Origin of the sequence: Clostridium sp. MCC345, assembly GCF_018785345.1 — a bacterium.
GTDB lineage: Bacteria > Bacillota > Clostridia > Lachnospirales > Anaerotignaceae > Anaerotignum_A > Anaerotignum_A faecicola.
In genome coordinates, this window is record NZ_WQPP01000003.1 from 77,185 (window position 1) to 96,935 (window position 19,751).

At 48.5% G+C, this 19,751-nt stretch carries 14 protein-coding genes, 1 tRNA gene and 1 riboswitch; of the genes, 8 read left to right on the forward strand and 7 right to left on the reverse strand.

Annotated features, from left to right (window positions below):
- The 6 genes from prfA (at position 1) to GPK49_RS00555 (ending at position 5,442) form a co-directional block, all read left to right on the forward strand.
- On the forward strand, positions 1–1,065 hold the full coding sequence (gene prfA / locus GPK49_RS00530) for a peptide chain release factor 1 (RefSeq protein ID WP_016406657.1): 1,065 nt from the start codon (positions 1–3) through the stop codon (positions 1,063–1,065).
- Between the two features lie 20 nt (positions 1,066–1,085).
- Complete coding sequence (locus tag GPK49_RS00535; protein WP_215676435.1) at positions 1,086–1,631, forward strand: chromate transporter; 546 nt, start codon at positions 1,086–1,088, stop codon at positions 1,629–1,631.
- On the forward strand, positions 1,631–2,200 hold the full coding sequence (locus GPK49_RS00540; protein ID WP_215676508.1) for a chromate transporter: 570 nt from the start codon (positions 1,631–1,633) through the stop codon (positions 2,198–2,200). The genes GPK49_RS00535 and GPK49_RS00540 overlap by 1 nt, the downstream gene beginning before the upstream one ends.
- A gap of 63 nt (positions 2,201–2,263) precedes the next feature.
- Complete coding sequence (locus GPK49_RS00545) at positions 2,264–2,707, forward strand: hypothetical protein (RefSeq protein ID WP_215676436.1); 444 nt, start codon at positions 2,264–2,266, stop codon at positions 2,705–2,707.
- A gap of 121 nt (positions 2,708–2,828) precedes the next feature.
- Complete coding sequence (locus GPK49_RS00550) at positions 2,829–5,270, forward strand: glycogen/starch/alpha-glucan phosphorylase (RefSeq protein WP_016406661.1); 2,442 nt, start codon at positions 2,829–2,831, stop codon at positions 5,268–5,270.
- 99 nt (positions 5,271–5,369) lie between these two features.
- Positions 5,370–5,442: transfer RNA gene (locus GPK49_RS00555), tRNA-Arg, on the forward strand.
- Between the two features lie 193 nt (positions 5,443–5,635).
- Here GPK49_RS00555 and GPK49_RS00560 read toward each other — a convergent pair.
- Positions 5,636–6,751, reverse strand: a complete 1,116-nt coding sequence (locus GPK49_RS00560; RefSeq protein WP_118580914.1) for an aminotransferase class I/II-fold pyridoxal phosphate-dependent enzyme — start codon at positions 6,749–6,751, stop codon at positions 5,636–5,638.
- Between the two features lie 539 nt (positions 6,752–7,290).
- Here GPK49_RS00560 and GPK49_RS00565 point away from each other — a divergent pair.
- Positions 7,291–7,683 carry a metal-dependent transcriptional regulator gene (locus GPK49_RS00565; protein ID WP_016406663.1) on the forward strand — a complete coding sequence of 131 codons (393 nt, stop codon included), beginning with the start codon at positions 7,291–7,293 and terminating at the stop codon, positions 7,681–7,683.
- Between the two features lie 67 nt (positions 7,684–7,750).
- Here GPK49_RS00565 and argF read toward each other — a convergent pair whose 3' ends face one another.
- The 5 genes from argF to argC all read right to left on the reverse strand — a co-directional run bounded on the left by argF (position 7,751) and on the right by argC (position 13,058).
- On the reverse strand, positions 7,751–8,656 hold the full coding sequence (gene argF / locus GPK49_RS00570) for an ornithine carbamoyltransferase (protein ID WP_215676437.1): 906 nt from the start codon (positions 8,654–8,656) through the stop codon (positions 7,751–7,753).
- Between the two features lie 98 nt (positions 8,657–8,754).
- On the reverse strand, positions 8,755–9,927 hold the full coding sequence (locus GPK49_RS00575) for an aspartate aminotransferase family protein (protein WP_215676438.1): 1,173 nt from the start codon (positions 9,925–9,927) through the stop codon (positions 8,755–8,757).
- Between the two features lie 36 nt (positions 9,928–9,963).
- A complete protein-coding gene (gene argB, locus GPK49_RS00580; protein WP_016406666.1) occupies positions 9,964–10,824 on the reverse strand; it encodes an acetylglutamate kinase in 861 nt (286 codons plus the stop codon).
- A 74-nt stretch (positions 10,825–10,898) separates the two neighbouring features.
- Positions 10,899–12,116 (reverse strand): bifunctional glutamate N-acetyltransferase/amino-acid acetyltransferase ArgJ, encoded by a 1,218-nt coding sequence (argJ, locus tag GPK49_RS00585; protein ID WP_215676439.1) that lies wholly within the window; start codon positions 12,114–12,116, stop codon positions 10,899–10,901.
- A 12-nt stretch (positions 12,117–12,128) separates the two neighbouring features.
- Complete coding sequence (gene argC / locus GPK49_RS00590; RefSeq protein WP_016406668.1) at positions 12,129–13,058, reverse strand: N-acetyl-gamma-glutamyl-phosphate reductase; 930 nt, start codon at positions 13,056–13,058, stop codon at positions 12,129–12,131.
- 511 nt (positions 13,059–13,569) lie between these two features.
- Positions 13,570–13,741: riboswitch (Lysine riboswitch) on the forward strand.
- 141 nt (positions 13,742–13,882) lie between these two features.
- Here argC and GPK49_RS00595 point away from each other — a divergent pair.
- Positions 13,883–15,541 carry a Na+/H+ antiporter NhaC family protein gene (locus tag GPK49_RS00595; protein WP_215676440.1) on the forward strand — a complete coding sequence of 553 codons (1,659 nt, stop codon included), beginning with the start codon at positions 13,883–13,885 and terminating at the stop codon, positions 15,539–15,541.
- A gap of 97 nt (positions 15,542–15,638) precedes the next feature.
- Here GPK49_RS00595 and GPK49_RS00600 read toward each other — a convergent pair whose 3' ends face one another.
- The gene (locus tag GPK49_RS00600) at positions 15,639–19,649 is read right to left on the reverse strand and encodes an S-layer homology domain-containing protein (RefSeq protein WP_215676441.1); all 4,011 of its coding nucleotides are present in this window, start codon (positions 19,647–19,649) and stop codon (positions 15,639–15,641) included.
- Between the last annotated feature and the right edge of the window lie 102 nt (positions 19,650–19,751).

Genomic DNA, 19,751 nt, shown 5'->3' on the forward strand with positions numbered 1-19,751 from the left:
ATGTTAGACCGTTTGGCGGAAATCGAAACGAAATATGAGGACTTGGCGGAACAGATTAACGACCCCGACGTGATTGCCAATCAGACAGAATGGCGCAAGCGGATGAAGGAATACAGCGATATGACTCCCATTGTGGAGAAATATCGGGAGTATAAGCAGGCGAAGGAAGGGATTGCCGAAAGCCTTGCCATGCTGGAGGAAAAGCAGGAGGAGGATTTTCGGGAGCTTTTGAAGGAGGAGCTGGCGGAAAACAAGGAAAAGGCGGAAACGCTGAAGCAGGAGCTGACGCTTTTGCTGATTCCCAAGGACCCCAATGATGAAAAGAATGTTATCATGGAAATCCGCGGCGGCGCAGGTGGCGATGAGGCAGCATTGTTTGCAGGGGATTTATTCCGCATGTATGCGCGCTATGCAGAGCGGAGAAAATGGAAGATAGAAATTATGAATACGAGCGAGAGCGACCTTGGCGGTTTTAAGGAAATTTCCTTTATGATAAAGGGCGAGGGAGCATATTCTCGTTTGAAATACGAAAGCGGCGTGCATCGTGTGCAGCGTGTGCCGGTGACGGAAAGCGGCGGACGCGTGCATACCTCAACGGTGACGGTGGCAGTGCTGCCGGAGGCGGAGGAGGTCGATGTGCATATTGATATGAACGATGTGCGCGTGGATGTGTTCCGTGCATCGGGCAACGGCGGTCAGTGTGTCAATACAACGGATTCTGCGGTGCGGATGACGCATATCCCGACGGGGATTGTGGTTACCTGTCAGAATGAGAAATCGCAGCTCAAGAATAAGGAGCAGGCGTTAAAGGTGCTGTATGCTCGTGTATATGAACGGGAGCGGCGCGCGCATGATGCGGCAATTTCCGCCGACAGACGCTCGCAGGTCGGCACAGGGGACAGAAGTGAGCGTATCCGCACCTATAACTTCCCGCAGGGCAGGGTGACAGACCACCGCATTGGACTGACACTGCATAAGATTGATGCCATTATGGATGGCGATTTGAATGAAATGATGGATACCCTCGCAACGACAGACCGAATGGCGAAAATGCAGGAGACATAAGAGCAGAAAAGAGGATAGCAATGAAAGAATTGTGGGAATTATTTTCTTCTTTTGCACGCATTGGCGGCTTTACCTTTGGCGGCGGCTATGCTATGCTGCCGATGCTGCAGAAGGAGGTTGTAGAAAAGCGCCAATGGGCAACAGAGGATGAAATGCTGGATTATTTTGCAATCGGGCAATGCACTCCCGGCGTTATTTTTATCAATACGGCAACCTTTATCGGCTATAAGCAGAAGGGCATACCGGGCGCGATTGCGGCAACGGTCGGGAGTGTGTTCCCGTCGCTGTGTATTGTGATGTTCATTGCGGCAGTGCTGAAAAACTTTGCGGAGCTGGCAGTGGTGCAGCATGCCTTTGCAGGGATTCGCGTTGTGGTCAGCGTGCTGATTCTCAATGCCGTGATGGGACTGCGGAAAAAATCCATCGTGGATAAGCTTTGTGTGGTGATTGCGGCGGCTTCCTTCCTTGTATCCGTATGGGTGGATATTTCCCCTGTCTGGATTGTGCTGGCGGCGGCGATTCTCGGCATTGCTGTTTCCTGCGGAAGGGAGGCGAAGGAGAAATGATGAGCCTTCTGATTTTGATTTTTGAATTCTTCAAGATTGGGCTGTTTTCCATCGGCGGCGGTCTGGCAACGCTGCCCTTCCTCTACCGTCTGGCGGATAAATATCCATGGTTTTCCGCGAAGCAGATTCCCGATATGATTGCTGTTTCGGAATCGACCCCCGGCCCCTTGGGCATCAATATGGCAACCTATACGGGCTTTCAGCACAGCGGCGTTATCGGCAGCATTGCGGCAACCTTTGGTCTGGTGTTGCCCTCAGTTATCATTATTATTCTGATTTCCAAGGTGCTGAAAAAATTCCGCAGCAATAAATATGTGGAGTATGCGTTTTACGGACTGCGCCCTGCGGTTATGGGGCTGATTGCGGCGGCAGGCTTTGGCGTGCTGATCGGGGCGCTGTTTCATTCTGCGGCGCTATCTGATTTAACGCTTTCCAATTTTGGCAGCTATATCGGCATTGAGGAATGTATTCTGTTTGTGGTGCTGCTGTTCGCAACGAATAAATGGAAAAAGCACCCGATTTTTTATATCGTGCTGAGTGCCATTGTGGGGATTGTTTTTGCGCTCTGATGCGGCATGAAGGCTTTGTCCCTGCCATATCCTTTTTCTAAGAGGGTATGATGGGGTGATTTTATGGAAAAGGTCTGGGTGCTCCTTCTGGTGGGGTATCTGATGATGATAAGGACGGCAGAGAGGCGGAACGCCGCGGGTGCTGTCCTTTGCTTTTTGGAGGGGGCTTATCTGGCGATGCTCTGCTTCGCAGTTTTGCCGTCTGCCATGGGTACGGCGCGGTTCTGGGGTGCGGCAGGCTGTGCGGCGGCAGGCTGCGGGACGGGATTTCTGGCAGAGAAATATCTTCCATGGGATGTGCTTTTGCGGCGCGCGCTGTTTCTTTTTCTGACGGCGGCGGTCTGCTTCTCATGGGAGATTCCCGTATTTCCGCTGGCGTTTCTGGGCGGCGTGGGGCTGTATCATGCCTCGGCAGGCATTTTGCCTGAGCCTGTTTCCATACGAAACGCACTTTTTAGCGCAGGTGGCTTTCTTGCGGGAGTATTTCTCTTTTCGCCGCTATTGTAGCGGAAAAAAGGAGAAATTTGCCAAGCCTTCTTTTTTTTGGTATGATGAAAAGGAAAATGTACAGAATAGCATACAAAACAAAATTTTTGTAGAAATAGAGAAAACCTTAAGGGGGTTTAGTATGGAACGAATTGAAAAAAAGGAACTGAAGAAGCTCATTCGGGAAAATGTGAAAACGCTGTACCGCAAAACACTGGAAAATGCATCGCCTGAGGAGCTGTATCAGGCGGCAGTGTTTGCTGTGCGCGATGTGATTACCGATAAGTGGATGAAAACCCATGATGAATATTATGAAAGGGATGCAAAGGTGGTTTATTACCTCTCCATGGAATTTCTGATGGGGCGTTTCTTTGGCAATGCACTGATCAATCTGGAAATGTTTGATGAGGTGAAGGAGGTCTTTGCGGAGCTGGGCATTGATTACAATATGGTGGAGGAAGCAGAGCCAGACCCCGGCCTTGGCAACGGCGGCCTTGGCAGATTGGCGGCCTGCTTTCTGGAATCCCTTTCCACGCTTTCCCTGCCGGCTTACGGCTGTGGGATTCGCTATCATTACGGCATCTTTGAGCAGCGGATTGAAAACGGCTATCAGGTCGAGGTGCCGGATAACTGGCTGGAAAACGGCGACCCTTGGGGCATTAAACGGAATGAATATGCCGTTGAGGTCAAATTTGGCGGCAATGTGCGCGCAGTGGAAAAGGGCAACGGCGAATATCGCTTTGTGCAGGAAAATTATCAGTCTGTAACGGCAATCCCGTATGATTATCCGGTGATTGGGTATGGCAATAATACTGTAAATACCCTGCGTCTATGGGAGGCAAAGCCCAAAACCAGACTGGATTTGAAATCCTTCAATGAGGGCAATTATCAGAAGGCGGCGGAGGAGGAGCTGCTTGCCAATACGCTGACGGATGTGCTGTATCCTGCGGATGAGCATATACAGGGGAAGGAGCTGCGTCTGCGGCAGCAGTATTTCTTCATTTCCGCAACGGTGCAGCGTGTCATTGCGCGCTTCAAGAAAAAGCATACTGATTTCAACGAACTGCCCGATAAGGTGGCATTTCAGCTGAATGATACCCACCCCAGTATGGCGGTGGCGGAGCTGATGCGTGTGCTGGTGGATGAAAATGATTTGCCTTGGGATCAGGCATGGGATATTACAAGAAGGGTCTGTGCATATACCAATCACACGATTATGTCCGAAGCGTTGGAAAAATGGCCGATGGAATTATTCAGCCGCCTGCTCCCTCGTATTTATCAGATTGTGGAGGAAATCAACCGCCGTTTCGTTCTGGAGCTGACGGAAAAATATGGGAACAATCCCGATAAAATCAGAAAAATGGCAATCATTGCAGATGGGCAGATTCGCATGGCATTTCTGGCAATCGTCGGGAGTCATTCTGTCAACGGGGTAGCGGCACTGCATACGGAAATTCTGAAAAAGCAGGAGCTGCATGATTTTTATGAGCTGTATCCCGAAAAATTCAATAACAAAACAAACGGCATTACCCAGAGAAGATGGCTGCTCCATGCCAATCCGAAGCTGGCAGAGCTGATTACCGAAACCATCGGCAAGGGCTGGATTACCAATCTGGATGAGCTGAAAAAGCTGGTACCTTATGCAGAGGATGCTACCTTCCGCAGCCGATTTACGGCAATCAAGAAGGAAAACAAAATTGCATTGGCGCAATATATCAAGGAAACAAAGGGGATTGATATCAATCCTGATTCCATTTTTGATATTCAGGTGAAGCGTCTGCATGAATATAAAAGACAGCTGCTGAATATCCTGCATGTCATTGGGCTGTATAACCACCTGAAGATGAACCCCGGACTGGATATGATACCCAGAACCTTTATTTTCGGGGCAAAGGCGGCGGCAGGCTACCACAGAGCGAAGCTCATCATTAAGCTGATTAACGCTGTTGCGGATGTGGTGAATAACGACCCGACCATTCATGGTAAGATTAAGGTGGTATTTATGGAAAACTACCGTGTTTCTCTGGCAGAAAAGATGATTCCGGCAGCAGATGTCAGCGAGCAGATTTCGACTGCGGGCAAGGAGGCCTCCGGTACAGGCAATATGAAGTTTATGCTGAACGGTGCGCTGACAATCGGCACGATGGATGGTGCAAATGTGGAAATTTGCGAGGAGGTCGGTAGAGACAATATCTTTATCTTCGGCATGAGCGCGGCGGAGGTGCAGCAGAAGACACAGGAGGGATATGATCCCTGGATGGTCTATAACATGAATCAGGAGGTGCGGATGGCGCTGACAAGCCTGATTGACGGCACATTTGACCCGGATACCAATCTGTTCCGTGAGCTGTACGATGCACTGCTGAACGGCTGCGGCGGCAGAGCAGATGAATACTTCGTTCTGGAGGATTACGCCGATTATGCACGCGCACAGTGGGACATCGACAGAGCCTACCGCGATGAGGAAAAATGGGTGCGGATGGCAATTCTTAATACGGCAGAGAGCGGTAAATTTTCTTCTGACCGCACCATTCGTCAGTATGCCGATGAAATCTGGCAGCTGCCTTCGGTAGAGATTGTTTAAAATGAAGCGGCTTTTGACGAAAGGAAACAGGGGGAAAGGAATTGACATTTTCCACGATTCCATGTAGAATAGAAAAACGGGCTGAAACACAGCCCTTACGCACCCGTAGCTCAGGGGATAGAGCGTTCGGCTCCGGACCGAAAGGCCGCAGGTTCGAATCCTGTCGGGTGCAGCGAAGAAGCCTTGATTTTTCAGGGCTTCTTTTTTTATGTGATTCGCTTTAACGCCATGCCTGCCTGAAGCAGCTGAGGACTGAACAGACAGAGCGGCGGGAAGCGGTTCTTCGGCAGGAAGAAATAAGGAATGAGGCATAAAAATAACCCCCTTTGCCGAACGGATTTCGTTCAGCAAAGGGGGTTTTGTTTTTATCTGATTAAGTCAAGTGCCTTCGCACATTCCTCCAGTGCATCCACAACCTTGTCCAAATCCTCTTTGGTGTGGTCTGCGGAAAGGATGGTACGCAGGCGTGCGGTTCCTCTGGGCACCATGGGGAACTGCAGGGCCTGTGCATAAACGCCTCGTTCATACATCATTTCACTGAGCTTCTGCGCCTTTTCGGCATCGCCGACGATAATCGGGATAACAGGTGTGACGGATGTGCCGATATTCAAGCCGAGCTTGCTCAGGCGGTCGGCAAAGTAATTGCGGTTTTCCCACAGCTTATCTACCAGTGCCGTATTTTCCATGACCAGATCTACAGCCTTTGCTGCCGCCGCTGTCAGGCAGGGAGCCATGGGGGAAGCGGTGAAGATAAAGCTTCTTGCCTTGGGACGCAGTGCCTCGATGAACTCCTTCGGGCCTGCCACAAAGCCGCCTGCGGAGCCGAATGCCTTGGAGAGAGAGCCTGTTTCAATGATGATGCGGTCGCGCAGACCGAAATGGTCTACCGTACCTCTGCCGGCAGGGCCCATTACGCCATCCCCATGGGCATCATCTACCACCAAGAGAGCATTATATTGATCTGCCAGATCTGCCATTTCCGGCAGGGGGGCAAGGTCGCCGTCCATGCTGAATACGCCGTCTGTGATGATGAGCCGTTTGCCTTCGACAGGCTCCTGCAGCAGCTCTTCCAGATGTGCCATATCCATGTGGCGGAACACCTTGATTTTTGCGCCGGATAAGCGACAGCCATCAATGATGGAGCCATGGTTCAGTTCATCGCTGTAGATAAAATCACCCTTGCCGACCAGCTGTGGAATCAAACCGGAGTTTGCGGTTACGCCGCAGTTGAATACCAGTGTTGCCTCTACGCCCTTGAATTTTGCCAGCTTTTCCTCCAGCTCATCATGCACGGGATAATTGCCGCAGATGTTTCTGCTTGCGGTTGTGGCAACGCCGTATTTTTCCAAAGCCTCCTTTGCGGCAGCAACAACGGCAGGATGGTTGGCTAGGCCAAGGTAGTTATTGGAGGCCATATTGATAACCTCGCGTCCATCCAGGATAATGCGTCCGCCCTGTGGGCTGTATAATGTTCTGTACATAAAAATACCCTCTTTTCTATCAATGCTGTATAGTGATTGCTTTTATCATACTACACAGAGACAGAAAGGGGAAGATTTATAAAATACAGTTCATTCTGCATAAAATGAAAAAATGTTCAGTGGGTTTTCGCGGAGCATTTCTGCGTAAAAGGGGAACGGCACCTTCTTGGGGGAGAAGGTGCCGCGTAAGGGTTGCCATTGCCACGCAAAAAAACGATAAAGGGGGTGCTTTTTTACGCTTGGGAAGCAATGACAAGAAGAGATGAAAAGTTTGATTCAAAATAGCTTGAAGTTAGGAGAAAAACCTCAAACTACAGAAGCAAGCATACTTAAAATACAAGAACGGAAAAAGGATTTGCCGCTCTCGTTTTTTCTTATATACATCATACATGATTTTCAACCAAATATCAATAAAAAAATGCAATCAAACCCATAGAATTTTTTAAAGGCTGTATGCAAAACACAAAGAACAACAGAAAAATATTGTAAATTGTACTTATTTTTGTTAATATAGAAGGAAGAAGAAGGGGGGAACCCGTATGAAAACACAGGAATCTATGGAAAATTATCTGGAGACGATTTATGTTTTAAATCAGAAAACAGGCTTTGTGCGCTCGGTGGATGTTGCGTTGGAAATGGGCTTCAGCAAGCCCAGCATTTCCAATGCCATGAAAAAGCTGAAGGCGGAGGGCTATGTGCAGATAGAGGATAAGGGTCGTATCGTGCTGACAGAAAAGGGCAAGGCACTGGCAGAGGGTACCTATGAAAAGCATTGTGTGATTTCCCATCTGCTGATGGATATTGGGGTAAGCGAAAAAACTGCATTGCAGGATGCTTGCCGGATGGAGCATATCCTGAGCGAGGAAACCTTTGACTGCATGAAGGCGCACCATAGAAAATGGCATGAGCTGAATCCGGATATGAAGGAATGATTTCTGCGATCAGGCATAATAAAAAGGATAAATCTTCGGAATGAAGATTTATCCTTTTTTGTTTGTCTTAACCCAGTAATTTTACAAGAACTGCCTTCTGTGCATGGAGTCTGTTTTCCGCTTCGTCGAAAATTTCGTTTGCATGCGCCTCGAAAACCTCTGTTGTGATTTCCTGTTCGCGATAAGCAGGCAGACAGTGCAGCACCATAGCATCTGCCTTTGCAACACCCATCAGCTCTTTATTTACCTGATAGCCTGCAAATGCCTTTTCTCTGATTTTCTTTTCCTCCTCCTGTCCCATAGAGGTCCAGCAGTCTGTGATGACAACATCGGCATCCTTTGCGGCTGTCATGGGGTCATCTGTGATAGAGAACTTATCGGGATACTGCGCTGCAAAATCCATTACCATAGGGTTGGGACGATAGCCCTCGGGGCAGGCAATCTGCACGTTCATGCCTGTTTTCAGACCGCCGACGATGAGGGAGTTTGCCATGTTGTTGCCGTCGCCGATATAGCACATGGTCAGTCCTTCCAGCTTACCCTTGTGTTCGCGGATGGTCAGCAGGTCTGCCATAACCTGACAGGGGTGACACAGGTCTGTCAGCCCATTGATGATGGGAATGGAGCCGTATTCGGCAAGCATTTCCACTTCCTTCTGCTCAAAGGTACGAATCATAATCCCATCCAGCATACGGCTCATGACGCGTGCAGTATCCTGTGTGGGCTCGCCTCTGCCAATCTGGGAATCCCTTGCACTGATAAACAGCGCATGGCCGCCCAACTGATACATCCCTGTTTCAAAGGAAATACGGGTACGGGTGGAGGATTTTTCAAAAATCATACCCAGTGTTTTGCCCTTCAGGAAATGATGCTCCTTACCTTCCTTGACATACTGCTTCATGGTTGCCGCCAGATCAAGCAGTTCATAAATTTCCTCTGTTGTGCAGTCCAACAGCTTCAAAAAATGTTTCATAGTTGTTCCTCTCTTTCCGAGGGACGCTGTCCCTTCCCAACCCCTGTCGGGTTTTTATGCCAGTGATAGGTATCATTATACCCTATTTACGTTTGAAATCAAAGTGCCGCAAGCGTGTTTTTCAAAATGGAAAGCCCTTTTTCCAGCTCTGTCTGTGCAATATTCAGAGGGGGGAGCAGACGCATTTTGTGTTTTGCGGTCAGCACCAGAAGTCCGTTTTCCATCAGTGCCGTCACCACAGGCTTTACGTCAATATCCAGCTCAATGCCGAGCATCATGCCCATGCCTGCAACGCTTGTCACATGGGGCATTTTTTCGATTTTCTCGCGCATGTGCCTGCCCTTTGCGGTTACGTTTTGCAGGAAGGTATCATCCATGCGGTTCAGCACCTCAACCGCACCGGCGCAGACAACGGGGTTGCCGCCGAAGGTGGAGCCGTGGTCACCGGGAATCAGGGTATCCTGTGTTTTTTCACCGAACAGCACCGCACCGATCGGCAGACCGCCGCCCAGACCCTTTGCGGAGGATACTAAATCGGGCTGAATCCCGAACTGCTGATAGCTGTAGAAGGTGCCTGTTCTGCCGACACCTGTCTGTACCTCGTCTACGATAAAGAGAATATCCTTTTCCTGACAGGCCGCATAAACTGCCTGCACATATTCCTTCTCCAAAGGCATAACGCCGCCTTCACCCTGCACCAGCTCCATCATAACGGCGCAGACATCGTCTGTCAGCTTGGAGATGGTATCTTCTGTGTCATTTGCCTTTGCGAACACAAAGCCGTCCACAAAGGGGAAGAAGAAGTTGTGATATACGTTCTGCCCTGTTGCGGAAAGTGCCGCCATGGTTCTGCCATGGAAGGAGTTTTCCAGAGCGACGATTTTACTTCTGCCTTCACCGTATTTCTGGAAGGAGTATTTTCTTGCCGCCTTAATCACGCCTTCGTTTGCCTCTGCGCCGCTGTTGCCGAAGAATACCTTTTTCATGCCGCTTTTTTCGCAGATTAGCTTTGCTGCCAGAACGCAGGGCTCTGTATAATACAGGTTGGAGATATGCTGTAATTTATTCAGCTGTGCCGTGACTGCCGCAACCCAGCCATCATCCGCGAAGCCGAGGGAATTTACCCCGATGCCGCTGGTGAAGTCAATATAGGATTTGCCGGCAGGGTCATAACAGATTGCGCCCTTGCCGTGGTCGATTGCCAGATTGTATCGCCCATAGGTGTGCATGACATAAGCGTCATCCAGTTTTTTAATATCTTCAAAGCTCATTGAAATTCCTTCTTTCCGTGCTTTTTCCATGCTTTTTTATTTTGTAAACATTGTGCCGATCCCTTCATCGGAGAATATTTCGATGAGGATGGAATGTTCGATTCTGCCGTCAATCATAACGGCCTTCTTTACGCCTGCCTTGATTGCGGCCTCCAGACCCTTGATTTTGGGAATCATGCCGCCGCTGATAATCCCTCTTTCCATCAGAGCGGGAATATCGTCCATGGTGACAGTGGAAATCAGAGAATCGGGATCATCCACATCCTGCAAAAGCCCACGGATATCGGTCAGCGTGATGATGTTTTCTGCCTGCAGGGCTGTTGCGATTTCTGCGGCGGCAGTGTCGGCATTGATGTTGTATACATTGCCGTCTAAATCTGTGCCGACGGTCGCGATAACGGGGATATAGCCGTTCGCAATGGCATTTTCAATGGGTTCTGTGTTGATGTGGGTGATATCGCCGACATAGCCGTAATCGCCCTCCAGCTTTTTCGCCTGAATCATGCCTGCATCAATGCCGCACATGCCGATTGCCGTGCCGCCCAGCTGTTCAATCAGGGAAACCAGATCCTTGTTGGTTTTGCCGGAAAGCACCATTTGCACGATTTCAATGGTTTCCTCATCCGTATACCGCAGACCATTCACAAATCTGGAGGGGATATCCAGACGCTCCAGCATGCTGCTGATTTCGGGGCCGCCGCCATGCACCAGAACGATGTTGATGCCGACCAGCTTCAGCAGGATAATGTCGCTCATGACAGCTTTTTTCAGCAGGGGGTGAATCATGGCGTTGCCGCCGTATTTTACAACAACTGTTTTTCCGTTGTATTTTTGGATATAAGGCAGGGCGGCTGTTAGCACCTTCGCCTTTACGCTGTTTATATTCATATCTTCCATTACCTTTCTCCTTTGCTTTTCTTGAGGGCTTCATTCAAGCAGGGTGTGGGATGGAATCCCACGGTTTTATGGTATCAAGTGCGATAATCCCCGTTGATCTTCACATAATCGTATGTCAGGTCGCAGCCCCAAGCGGTTGCGCTTGCATCGCCTTGCTTCATTGCAATCTCAATATGTATCGCATCCTCCAGAAGGATTTCTTTCGCCTTATCCTCATCAAAGGCAACGCCTGCACCGTTTTCGCAGACCAGAATACTGCCCTTGGGCGAGGAAATATCCACCTGAATGGTATCTACGGCAAAGTCACCCTCTGTATACCCAATCGCACAGAGAATACGCCCCCAGTTGGCATCCGCGCCGAACATTGCCGCCTTTGTCAGGCTGGAGGTAATCACGGATTTCGCAATCGCCTTTGCCAGAGGAATGGTCGGTGCGCCTGTAACGGTACATTCCACTAATTTTGTTGCACCCTCGCCATCACCGGCAATCTTCTTTGCCATAGAAGTGCAGATTTCCTTGACAACTGCAACGAATAAATCAAAATCTGCGCCTTCCTTGTCGATGACGGGGTTTTCTGCCATGCCGTTTGCCATGATGGAAACCATATCATTTGTGGAGGTGTCACCGTCTACGCTGACCATGTTGAAGGTATCATCGACTGCCAGCTTGAGTGCCTTTTGCAGCATTGGCGTTGTGATTGCCGCATCTGTGGTCAGGAAGCCAAGCATGGTCGCCATGTTGGGGTGAATCATGCCGCTGCCCTTTGCCATTGCACCGATTTTGACTGTTTTTCCGCCAATCTCGATTTCATAAGCCTCTTCCTTGGGCTTGGTGTCTGTGGTCATGATGGCCTGCACGGCATCCAGATTGCCCTCTCTGGAAATGATGGGAGCCAGTGCCGTAATGCCCTTTTCGATGGGCTCGATGGGAAGCACCTGCCCGATGACACCGGTAGAGGCTACGATGATATCCTCCGGCTTCAGATGCAGTGCTTCTGCTGCCAGAACACACATTTTCTCTGCCTTTTCCACGCCGTCCGCATTGCAGGTGTTCGCATTGCCGCTGTTGCAGACAACTGCCTGCGCCATGCCGTCCGCAATGTTTCGTCTGGTTACGGTGATGGGTGCGCCGAAAACCTTATTCTGTGTATAAACCGCTGCTGCTGTGCAGGGCTTTTCGCTGTAAATGATAGCAATATCCTTTTTTGCGGTATTGTTTGTTTTTACGCCACAATGCACCCCGCCGGCAAGAAAGCCCTTGGGTGCTGTGACACCGCTGTTTATCTTTTGCATAGTATTTCCTCCTTATAGTAAACCGGTCGTTTCATCCAGACCTAATACAAGATTCATGTTTTCTACTGCTGCGCCGGATGCACCCTTGCCCAGATTGTCGAATACGCTGATGAGCGTCATTCTCTCATCATTCCCTTCAACATAGAGCTTGAGCTCATTCGTATCACTCAGGGGATTGGATGCCAAGAAGTTCGTTTCCTCTGTGCCGACACTGATAAGCTTTGCATCCTTATAATATTCTGTCAGCAGTGCCAATAGCTCGTCCTTTGTCACCTTCTTTTTGAATAAAGAGGCAATCAGAGGGATGCAGGTTGCCATGCCGCTGTAATAATCCACAACGATGGGGCAGAACACAGGCGGTGTATCAATCCCTGTCACATACTGCATTTCGGGCAGATGCTTATGCTGCTGTCCCAAACCGTACTGTCTGGGGCTGTCGAACAGGGGAGAGCGGTTCTCCGCTTCATATTCGGCAATCATTGCCTTGCCACCGCCGCTGTAGCCTGTCAGACTGTGCGCTGTCAAGGGATAATCCGTCCCGATGATACCAAGCCGAATGAGGGGATAAACCGCCGCAATAAAGCCTGTGGCATGGCAGCCGGGGTTGGCAATGCGCTTTGCATGCCTGATTTTTTCCTTATGCAGAGGGGAAAGCTCAGGAAAGCCGTATACCCAATCGGGATCTGTGCGGTGGGCTGTGCTTGCGTCAATAATGCAGGTGTTCGGGTTTTCCACCAGCTTAACCGCCTCTCTTGCCGCATCATCCGGCAGACAGAGAAAAACAACCTCTGCCTCGTTCATCAGTCTTTTTCGCTCTGCCTCATCCTTTCGCAGCTCCTCGCTGATTAAGAGGATTTCCACATCTTTGTGATTTTGCAGCTTCTGACGCAGTTGCAGACCTGTTGTGCCTGCCTGCCCGTCGATGTATACCTTATGCTTCATCAGGCTGTTCCTTCCTTTCTTTTTCTTCCGAAATAAATGATTACCCCATGGTAATGATGATTTATTCTTATTATATACTCCTTATGGGTGAAGTCAATAAATATATGTATAATTATTCAATTTTAGCGAATTGCAGAGCGAGAACGGAGAGAAATAAAAATACGAGAGATAAAATAGACAAAAATCAGAGAGAAAATCTGCAAAAACTATATAGAATTTGCCGCTGTTCTGCAAAAAAACGCTTTGGTAATTCCGATAGAAGCTGTGTATATGTGTATTGTATACACAGTTTATGCAATATTCACGCGAATATGTGAATAAAAAACAGAGGTGGCGTGTATTGTCGATGCAAAAGAAGGAATGTATCCGCAGAAAAACCGTTTGCGCTTGTTTTCGCACAAAAGTCAACAAAAAACCGTAAAACCTGTTCTTTTTTACAGAAAGGCTTGACTTTAGTGCTTCGGTATGTTATGAATGAAGAATAGTCCGACGGAAACGTCAGACAACAAATAAGGAAGATAGAGGTGCAATGACGATGAGTATCCTCTCCCAATAGAGCCGTGGGCGGCAGGAGGGGGAAAGGCGGCGTTGCCGAAGTGGCTTTTTCTGCCCAAGGGAAGAAGCTGCTGGGACATTGCAAAAAATGTAATGTACTGTCACGGATGTGGAGCGCTATCGGAATTTCAGCATATTTTTATGTTTCTGATGCCGTGCGCTTTGCGCAGGGCTTTTTTGTTTCCGAAATTTGGGGACAACCGATATCATCTTATTTATTCCTTTATTACTGTTTTTATCATTTAAGATTTTCTGAAAGGAGAAGGGTTATGAAAACAAAAAGCAACATCAAAAAAACATGGCTGGGAACGCTCTTTGTGGTTGTTCTGGTAGCGGCAGCCATGTCCGTAACCGTTTTTGCGGGCGATGCAGAAGCGGCAGAGCACACAAGTAAAATGTATGCAACCGCATGGTCTTTGGTGCCTCCGCTGGTTGCAATCATTCTGGCACTGATTACAAAGGAGGTTTATTCCTCTTTGTTCATCGGTATCGTGGTCGGCGGTCTGTTCTATGCGAACTTCAGCCCCAAGCTGACCTATCTGACGATTTTCACTGATATCACAGACGGCGGTATGCTGGCAAAGCTTTCCGACAGCGACAATGTGGGGATTCTGATTTTCCTTGTTATTCTGGGTATCATGGTTGCGCTGATGAATAAGGCAGGCGGCTCTGCGGCGTATGGCCGTTGGGCAGTTAAGGCAATCAAAACAAGAAAGGGCGCACTGCTGTCCACCTTCCTGCTGGGCGTTCTGGTATTCGTGGATGACTATTTCAACTGCCTGACCGTAGGCTCTGTTATGCGTCCCGTTACGGATACGCATAAGGTTTCCAGAGCGAAGCTTGCGTATATCATCGATGCAACAGCGGCTCCTATCTGTATCATTGCTCCCATTTCCTCCTGGGCTGCGGCAGTAGCCGGCGTAGTTGAGGGCGTGAACGGCTTGGATTTGTTCATCAGAGCCATTCCCTATAACTTCTATGCACTGCTGAGCATTGTGGCAATGCTGACACTGACCATCACCAATACAGACTTCGGCCCTATGCTGGAGCATGAAAGAAATGCACAGCTGAACAATGATCTCTATACCACAGATGCAAGACCCTTTGCAAGTGCAGAGGCAGAATCCGAGGTAGTGGGCAATGGTAAGGTTATCGACCTGGTTCTGCCCGTTATCGTGCTGATTATCTGCTGTATCATCGGCATGATTTACACAGGCGGCTTCTTTGAAGGCGAAAGCTTCATCAATGCCTTTGCAAACTGTTCCGCACCCACAGGCCTTCTGCTTGGCTCTGCAGCGGCACTGCTGATTACCTTCTTGCTGTATATCCCTCGCCGCGTGCTGACCTTCCATCAGTTCATGGAAGCGCTTCCCGAAGGTTTTAAGGCGATGGTTCCTGCAATCATGATTCTGACATTTGCATGGACACTGTCCGGTATTACAGGGCTTCTGGGCGCGGATGTATTCGTTGCAGGTATTCTGGCAAACAGCACAGGCGTTTTGCAGGTCTTTATTCCCATTATCGTATTCTGTATCGCGGTGTTCCTTGCATTTGCAACAGGTACCTCCTGGGGTACCTTCGGTATTCTCCTGCCTATCGTTGTGCCTATTATGCAGACAGGCAGTGAAATGCTGACCATTACCGTAGCGGCTACATTGGCAGGTGCGGTTTGCGGTGACCATTGCTCTCCTATCTCCGATACCACCATCATGGCATCCACAGGTGCGCAGTGTGACCACATCAACCATGTATCCACACAGCTGCCCTATGCACTGACTGTAGCGGCTGTTTCCGCTGTGAACTACGTTCTGGCGGCACTCATCCAGAATTGGATGATCAACCTGCCTATCGCAATCGTTTCCATGGTTGTTGTAATTCTTGCTATCCGTAAATTGTACGGGGATAAGGAAGTTCCGGCAGAGAAATAAAAAGACGTTTATAAAATAGTTTATACTAAAAGCGGCGTAACCGATTTCGGTTACGCCGCTTTTTATATCCCAACAGAAAGGCAGTTGGGGAAAGGGGTTACTTATGCAATGCGCGATACAGGAATGTTACAATCTGTGCGCGTGTGCAGGGAGCATCGGGGCTGAAGGTATTTGCGCCTGTGCCGCCGGTAATGCCGTTTTCTGCCGCCCAAAGCACTGCATTATGGTAATAATCCGCTGCATTCACATCCATAAACGGATTTTCTGCCGCAACCATAGGGGACTGCTTGCTGCGCCACAGGAAGGCAACAATCTGTCCGCGGGAGCAGGGAGCATCGGGGGAGAAGGTTGTAGTGGATGTGCCGCCGGTAATGCCGTTTTCGACTGCCCACAGTACCGCATTATAATAGTAGGCATCCGTAGGTACATCTGCGAAGGGCATTTCTGTGCTGCTAGGTGCAGGACTGCCTGCCGCTCTCCACAGGAAGGTTACCGCCTGCGCGCGTGTGCAGGGAGCATCGGGAGAGAAGGTTGTGGCGGATGTGCCGCCGGTAGTGCCATTCTTCACTGCCCACTGAACTGCATCATAGTAGTAGCTGCTTGCAGAAACGTCCTCGAAGGGGTTTGGTACTTCATCTTTGGACTTATCCATGATGAATGTGGTTTTAACGGTCACGTTAGAGGCGGGCATTGTGAAGGTATATTTGCTATCCTTTTCGGTCAGTGTCAGCTTCTGATCACTGCTGTCTGTAACGATTATGCGTCGAACAGCATAGCCCTTATCAGGAGTAGCAGTCAATGTAACGGTATCTCCCTTGTCGGCTGTCTTGTGGCTGGAGATTACCTCACCGTTTTTGGTGTTTTCAACGGTAATCATATAAGCGGATTTGGCTGTACCGCCGCCGCCACCACCGCCGCCGCCACCGGAGGAGGAACCGCCGCCAGAGGAGGAGCCGCCAATCTGAATGTCGATTCTCTTTTCAACGATTACGTTGGTATCTGTATTTACTGCCGCGCAAATCAAGGTCATTTTGCCGTCCTTGTCGCCAAAGCTCAGGATGTTTCCGTCAATAACGGCATTGGTATCGTTCTTTTCCAGTGTCCAGCGGATGGATGCAGGATAAGCCTTCAGTTCATCCGAGCTGAATTCCTTCTGGAACTGATCAAAGGTTTTTACAACGGGTTTTGTTAAGTCAAGGGTTGTATTTTTTGCCGCTGTGGAGGATACACCGCTTACGGAAATGCCGGTTAATCTTCTCGGTGCTGCTACCGTCAGTGTGATTCGGTTGCTTTCGATTTCATCTGCGGTCGCATAAATTTCGGTGGAGTCTTCCTTGAGTGCTTTCAGTGTTCCGTTTTTCAGAGAAACCACATCGGGCTTTGTGGTATGCCATGTAAAGGTAAGATTCTGCATTTCTCTGCCGTACTGGTCATATCCGACTGCGCTGAAATGGTCTGCCAGTTTGGCATTTTCATCCAGACGCAAAATGAAGCTTTCGTTCATTGTTGCCTTGATGCTTTTCAGAACAGGCTGTTGTTCTGCCTTTACAACAATATTCCTTGCTGTTTTGTCGATGGAAGGAGAATATGCCTCTAAAATTACATCTGCATAAGAGGCATTCGGTACCTGCCCTGCTTTAACGGTAAGTGTTCCTGCTGTGGTATCAAGCGTTGCTTCTGTTTCGTTATTGTCTGCCAATTTCCATACAATGTCATTGGGTACATTAAAGGGATTTCCATGCTGATCTCGTGCCATCAGAGGAATCTGTGTCAGGTTGTATGCCATACCTTCTACCGCATTGGGTGCGCCGTCGTTATAGTAAAATTCATCTACATAAGGCTTTGCCACGACCTTTACGGTAATCGGGAGAGATTGCTTATATACCGTTTCGTTATTATCATCTTTTCCTACAGGGTAATACAGTGTAACTGTATCCATTCCCACAACAAGCCCTGTAATTGTATTTCCGTTAATTGCGGCATAGCCCTTATCGCTTGTCAATCTCCAGTCATACTCGTCTGCATCAAGTGCATAATCATGACCATACTGGTCTGTGCCTGTGATGGTAAGAGAAGAAAGGTCGAAGGTATTTGCAGCATCGTCATCGTAAGTTAAATCGGGAATGGTTCCCTCTACAGTAATTTCGTTCAAATATCTTTTGGGGAGTACCTGCAGAGCCACTCTGTTGGATTCTGTTCCATTGACAACTGCATAAATCTGATAGGTTCCTGCTTTGTCGAAGGAAATGTCGCCGGTGGTTTCATCTACGGTAATGCCGTCTGTTTCCTCTGCATACCATTTTATTCTGTCTGTTGTTACGGTGAAATCTTCGCCGGCCTCATCCTTTGCGGTAACGGTAAGCCCCGCAACATCGGTTTTGTTGTTTCCGTCATTCAGGTAGAAGGTGTCAAAGGAGCCTTCCACCGTAACGGAGGACAGCTTTACAGGATTGATGGTAAGCTCTATCAATTCGCTGTTGAAATCATCCGTTGTTTCAATGGAAGACTTCGGCTCGTAGCGAAGGAAAAGCTCTTTTCCGTCATTCGGCTTCAATGCCTGCAAGAGAGGGTAGCCGTTTTTGTTTTTTGTGATTTCTGCATATTCCGATGCGTCATCAAGGTTTTCATCCACAACTGTCCATTTGCCGCTCAAGCGAGGATTGAACCCATACCAAGCCACAGCATGTTCATTTAATGCCTGCACCTTAATGCTGTCCAGACGCATATCCTGCTGTTCATACAGCGTGATGTTCTCCGTATCTGGAACAAGTCTATCTAAGGCGTAAATCGGATAAACCTGCTGTGGTGTGATGATTGTGTTTTTGGAGGTGTAGTGGAAATCGCCGAAATACGGTGCTACAGGCTGGCCGGAGAGGAGTGCGTCAGCGGCGGTTTTGAATTCACCCTGATAAAGTGTATTCATATTTAATTTATCGGGGTCAAAGCCGGAGACATTGCGGTTTTCGATTCTGGCATCCAAATCCTCGATAGCGGATCTGCCGTCACGACCGAAGGTGTATTTTTGGTATGTTCTTTCTTTCCATCGATTCTCGTTGGTACCGTTCACCTTGGTTACATTACAACCGGAAGCCGAGAGAATCATGGTCTTGTATTTGATGTGTACCGCACCTGTATAAGGAATCGTAGTTGTCATATCCTTTACATCCACGTTAATATCAATGCCGGTATGTGCAGGCAGAGGAACGGAGATGGTGTCCTGAATGGACTGGGAATAGGATTCCTCCTTGCTGGTTTCGTAGGTCTTTTCCATTCCGTAGGAATAGGAGAAGCTCTGTTCCACCTTTGCGGTAGGCGAAAGTGCCGCCAAAACGGGAACGCTGAATTCTACGCCTATCGTGGTTTCCTCTGTCCAGTTTTGAGAATAGGTGTTGGAAACTGTGGTAGAGGTAGAGGTACTCTTTTCATAGGTATAGCTTTTTTCTACGGTATTTTCAAAATCGTTGCGGTTTTCTGCTGTTACCTTATAGCTGTCGGAGCTGCCGCCCATGGAAAATCTATAGCCTCTCTCCTCTAAAGATTCTTGTGTATCATCATTCTCTACGGATGGAGATTTAAATCTGCCCTTAATGCCTTCGATTTCAAAGTCATAGAAAAGCTGAATATAATAACCATAGCCGGTGCTTATATAAGAGTGTCCAGTATCTCTTTTCTTTTCCGCTTTTGTATATACATAGTAAACAGGAGTTTCTGCTTCAGGCAGACTGTTCAAAATGCCTGTGCCATTTTTAATTTCGCTCTTGTCAATGCAACTGTTGACAGCATCTCGCAGACCCTTAGATGTATATTTTACATTTGCATAATCATTTGCAGTAAATTTTGTATAAGATTCATCATAGCTAGACCACTCATTGTCATTGACGAATGTTTTGGGCAAAATATTATTTACAATAGGTGCCCAAGCATCTGCAAATTTTGGATTCTGAATCATAGCCGTAAGGATCTGCTCCTGTGTTTCCGGCAGACTATAATCATCTGTTTTAAAAATATTCCAGTCATTTTCAGCAGTGACCTCCGCCCATGCTGTCGTCGGCAGCAGCCCTACCACCATAACCAGCGCAAGCAGGCTGCTGTATATTCGTTTTATCATAGTATTCCTCCTTTTTAGCTGAATCAATCACAGTTCTTCCCCTCGGATATCCTCCCTTCTTCAAAAAAAGTAAATAAAAAATCCACCGTACTGTTATTGTAC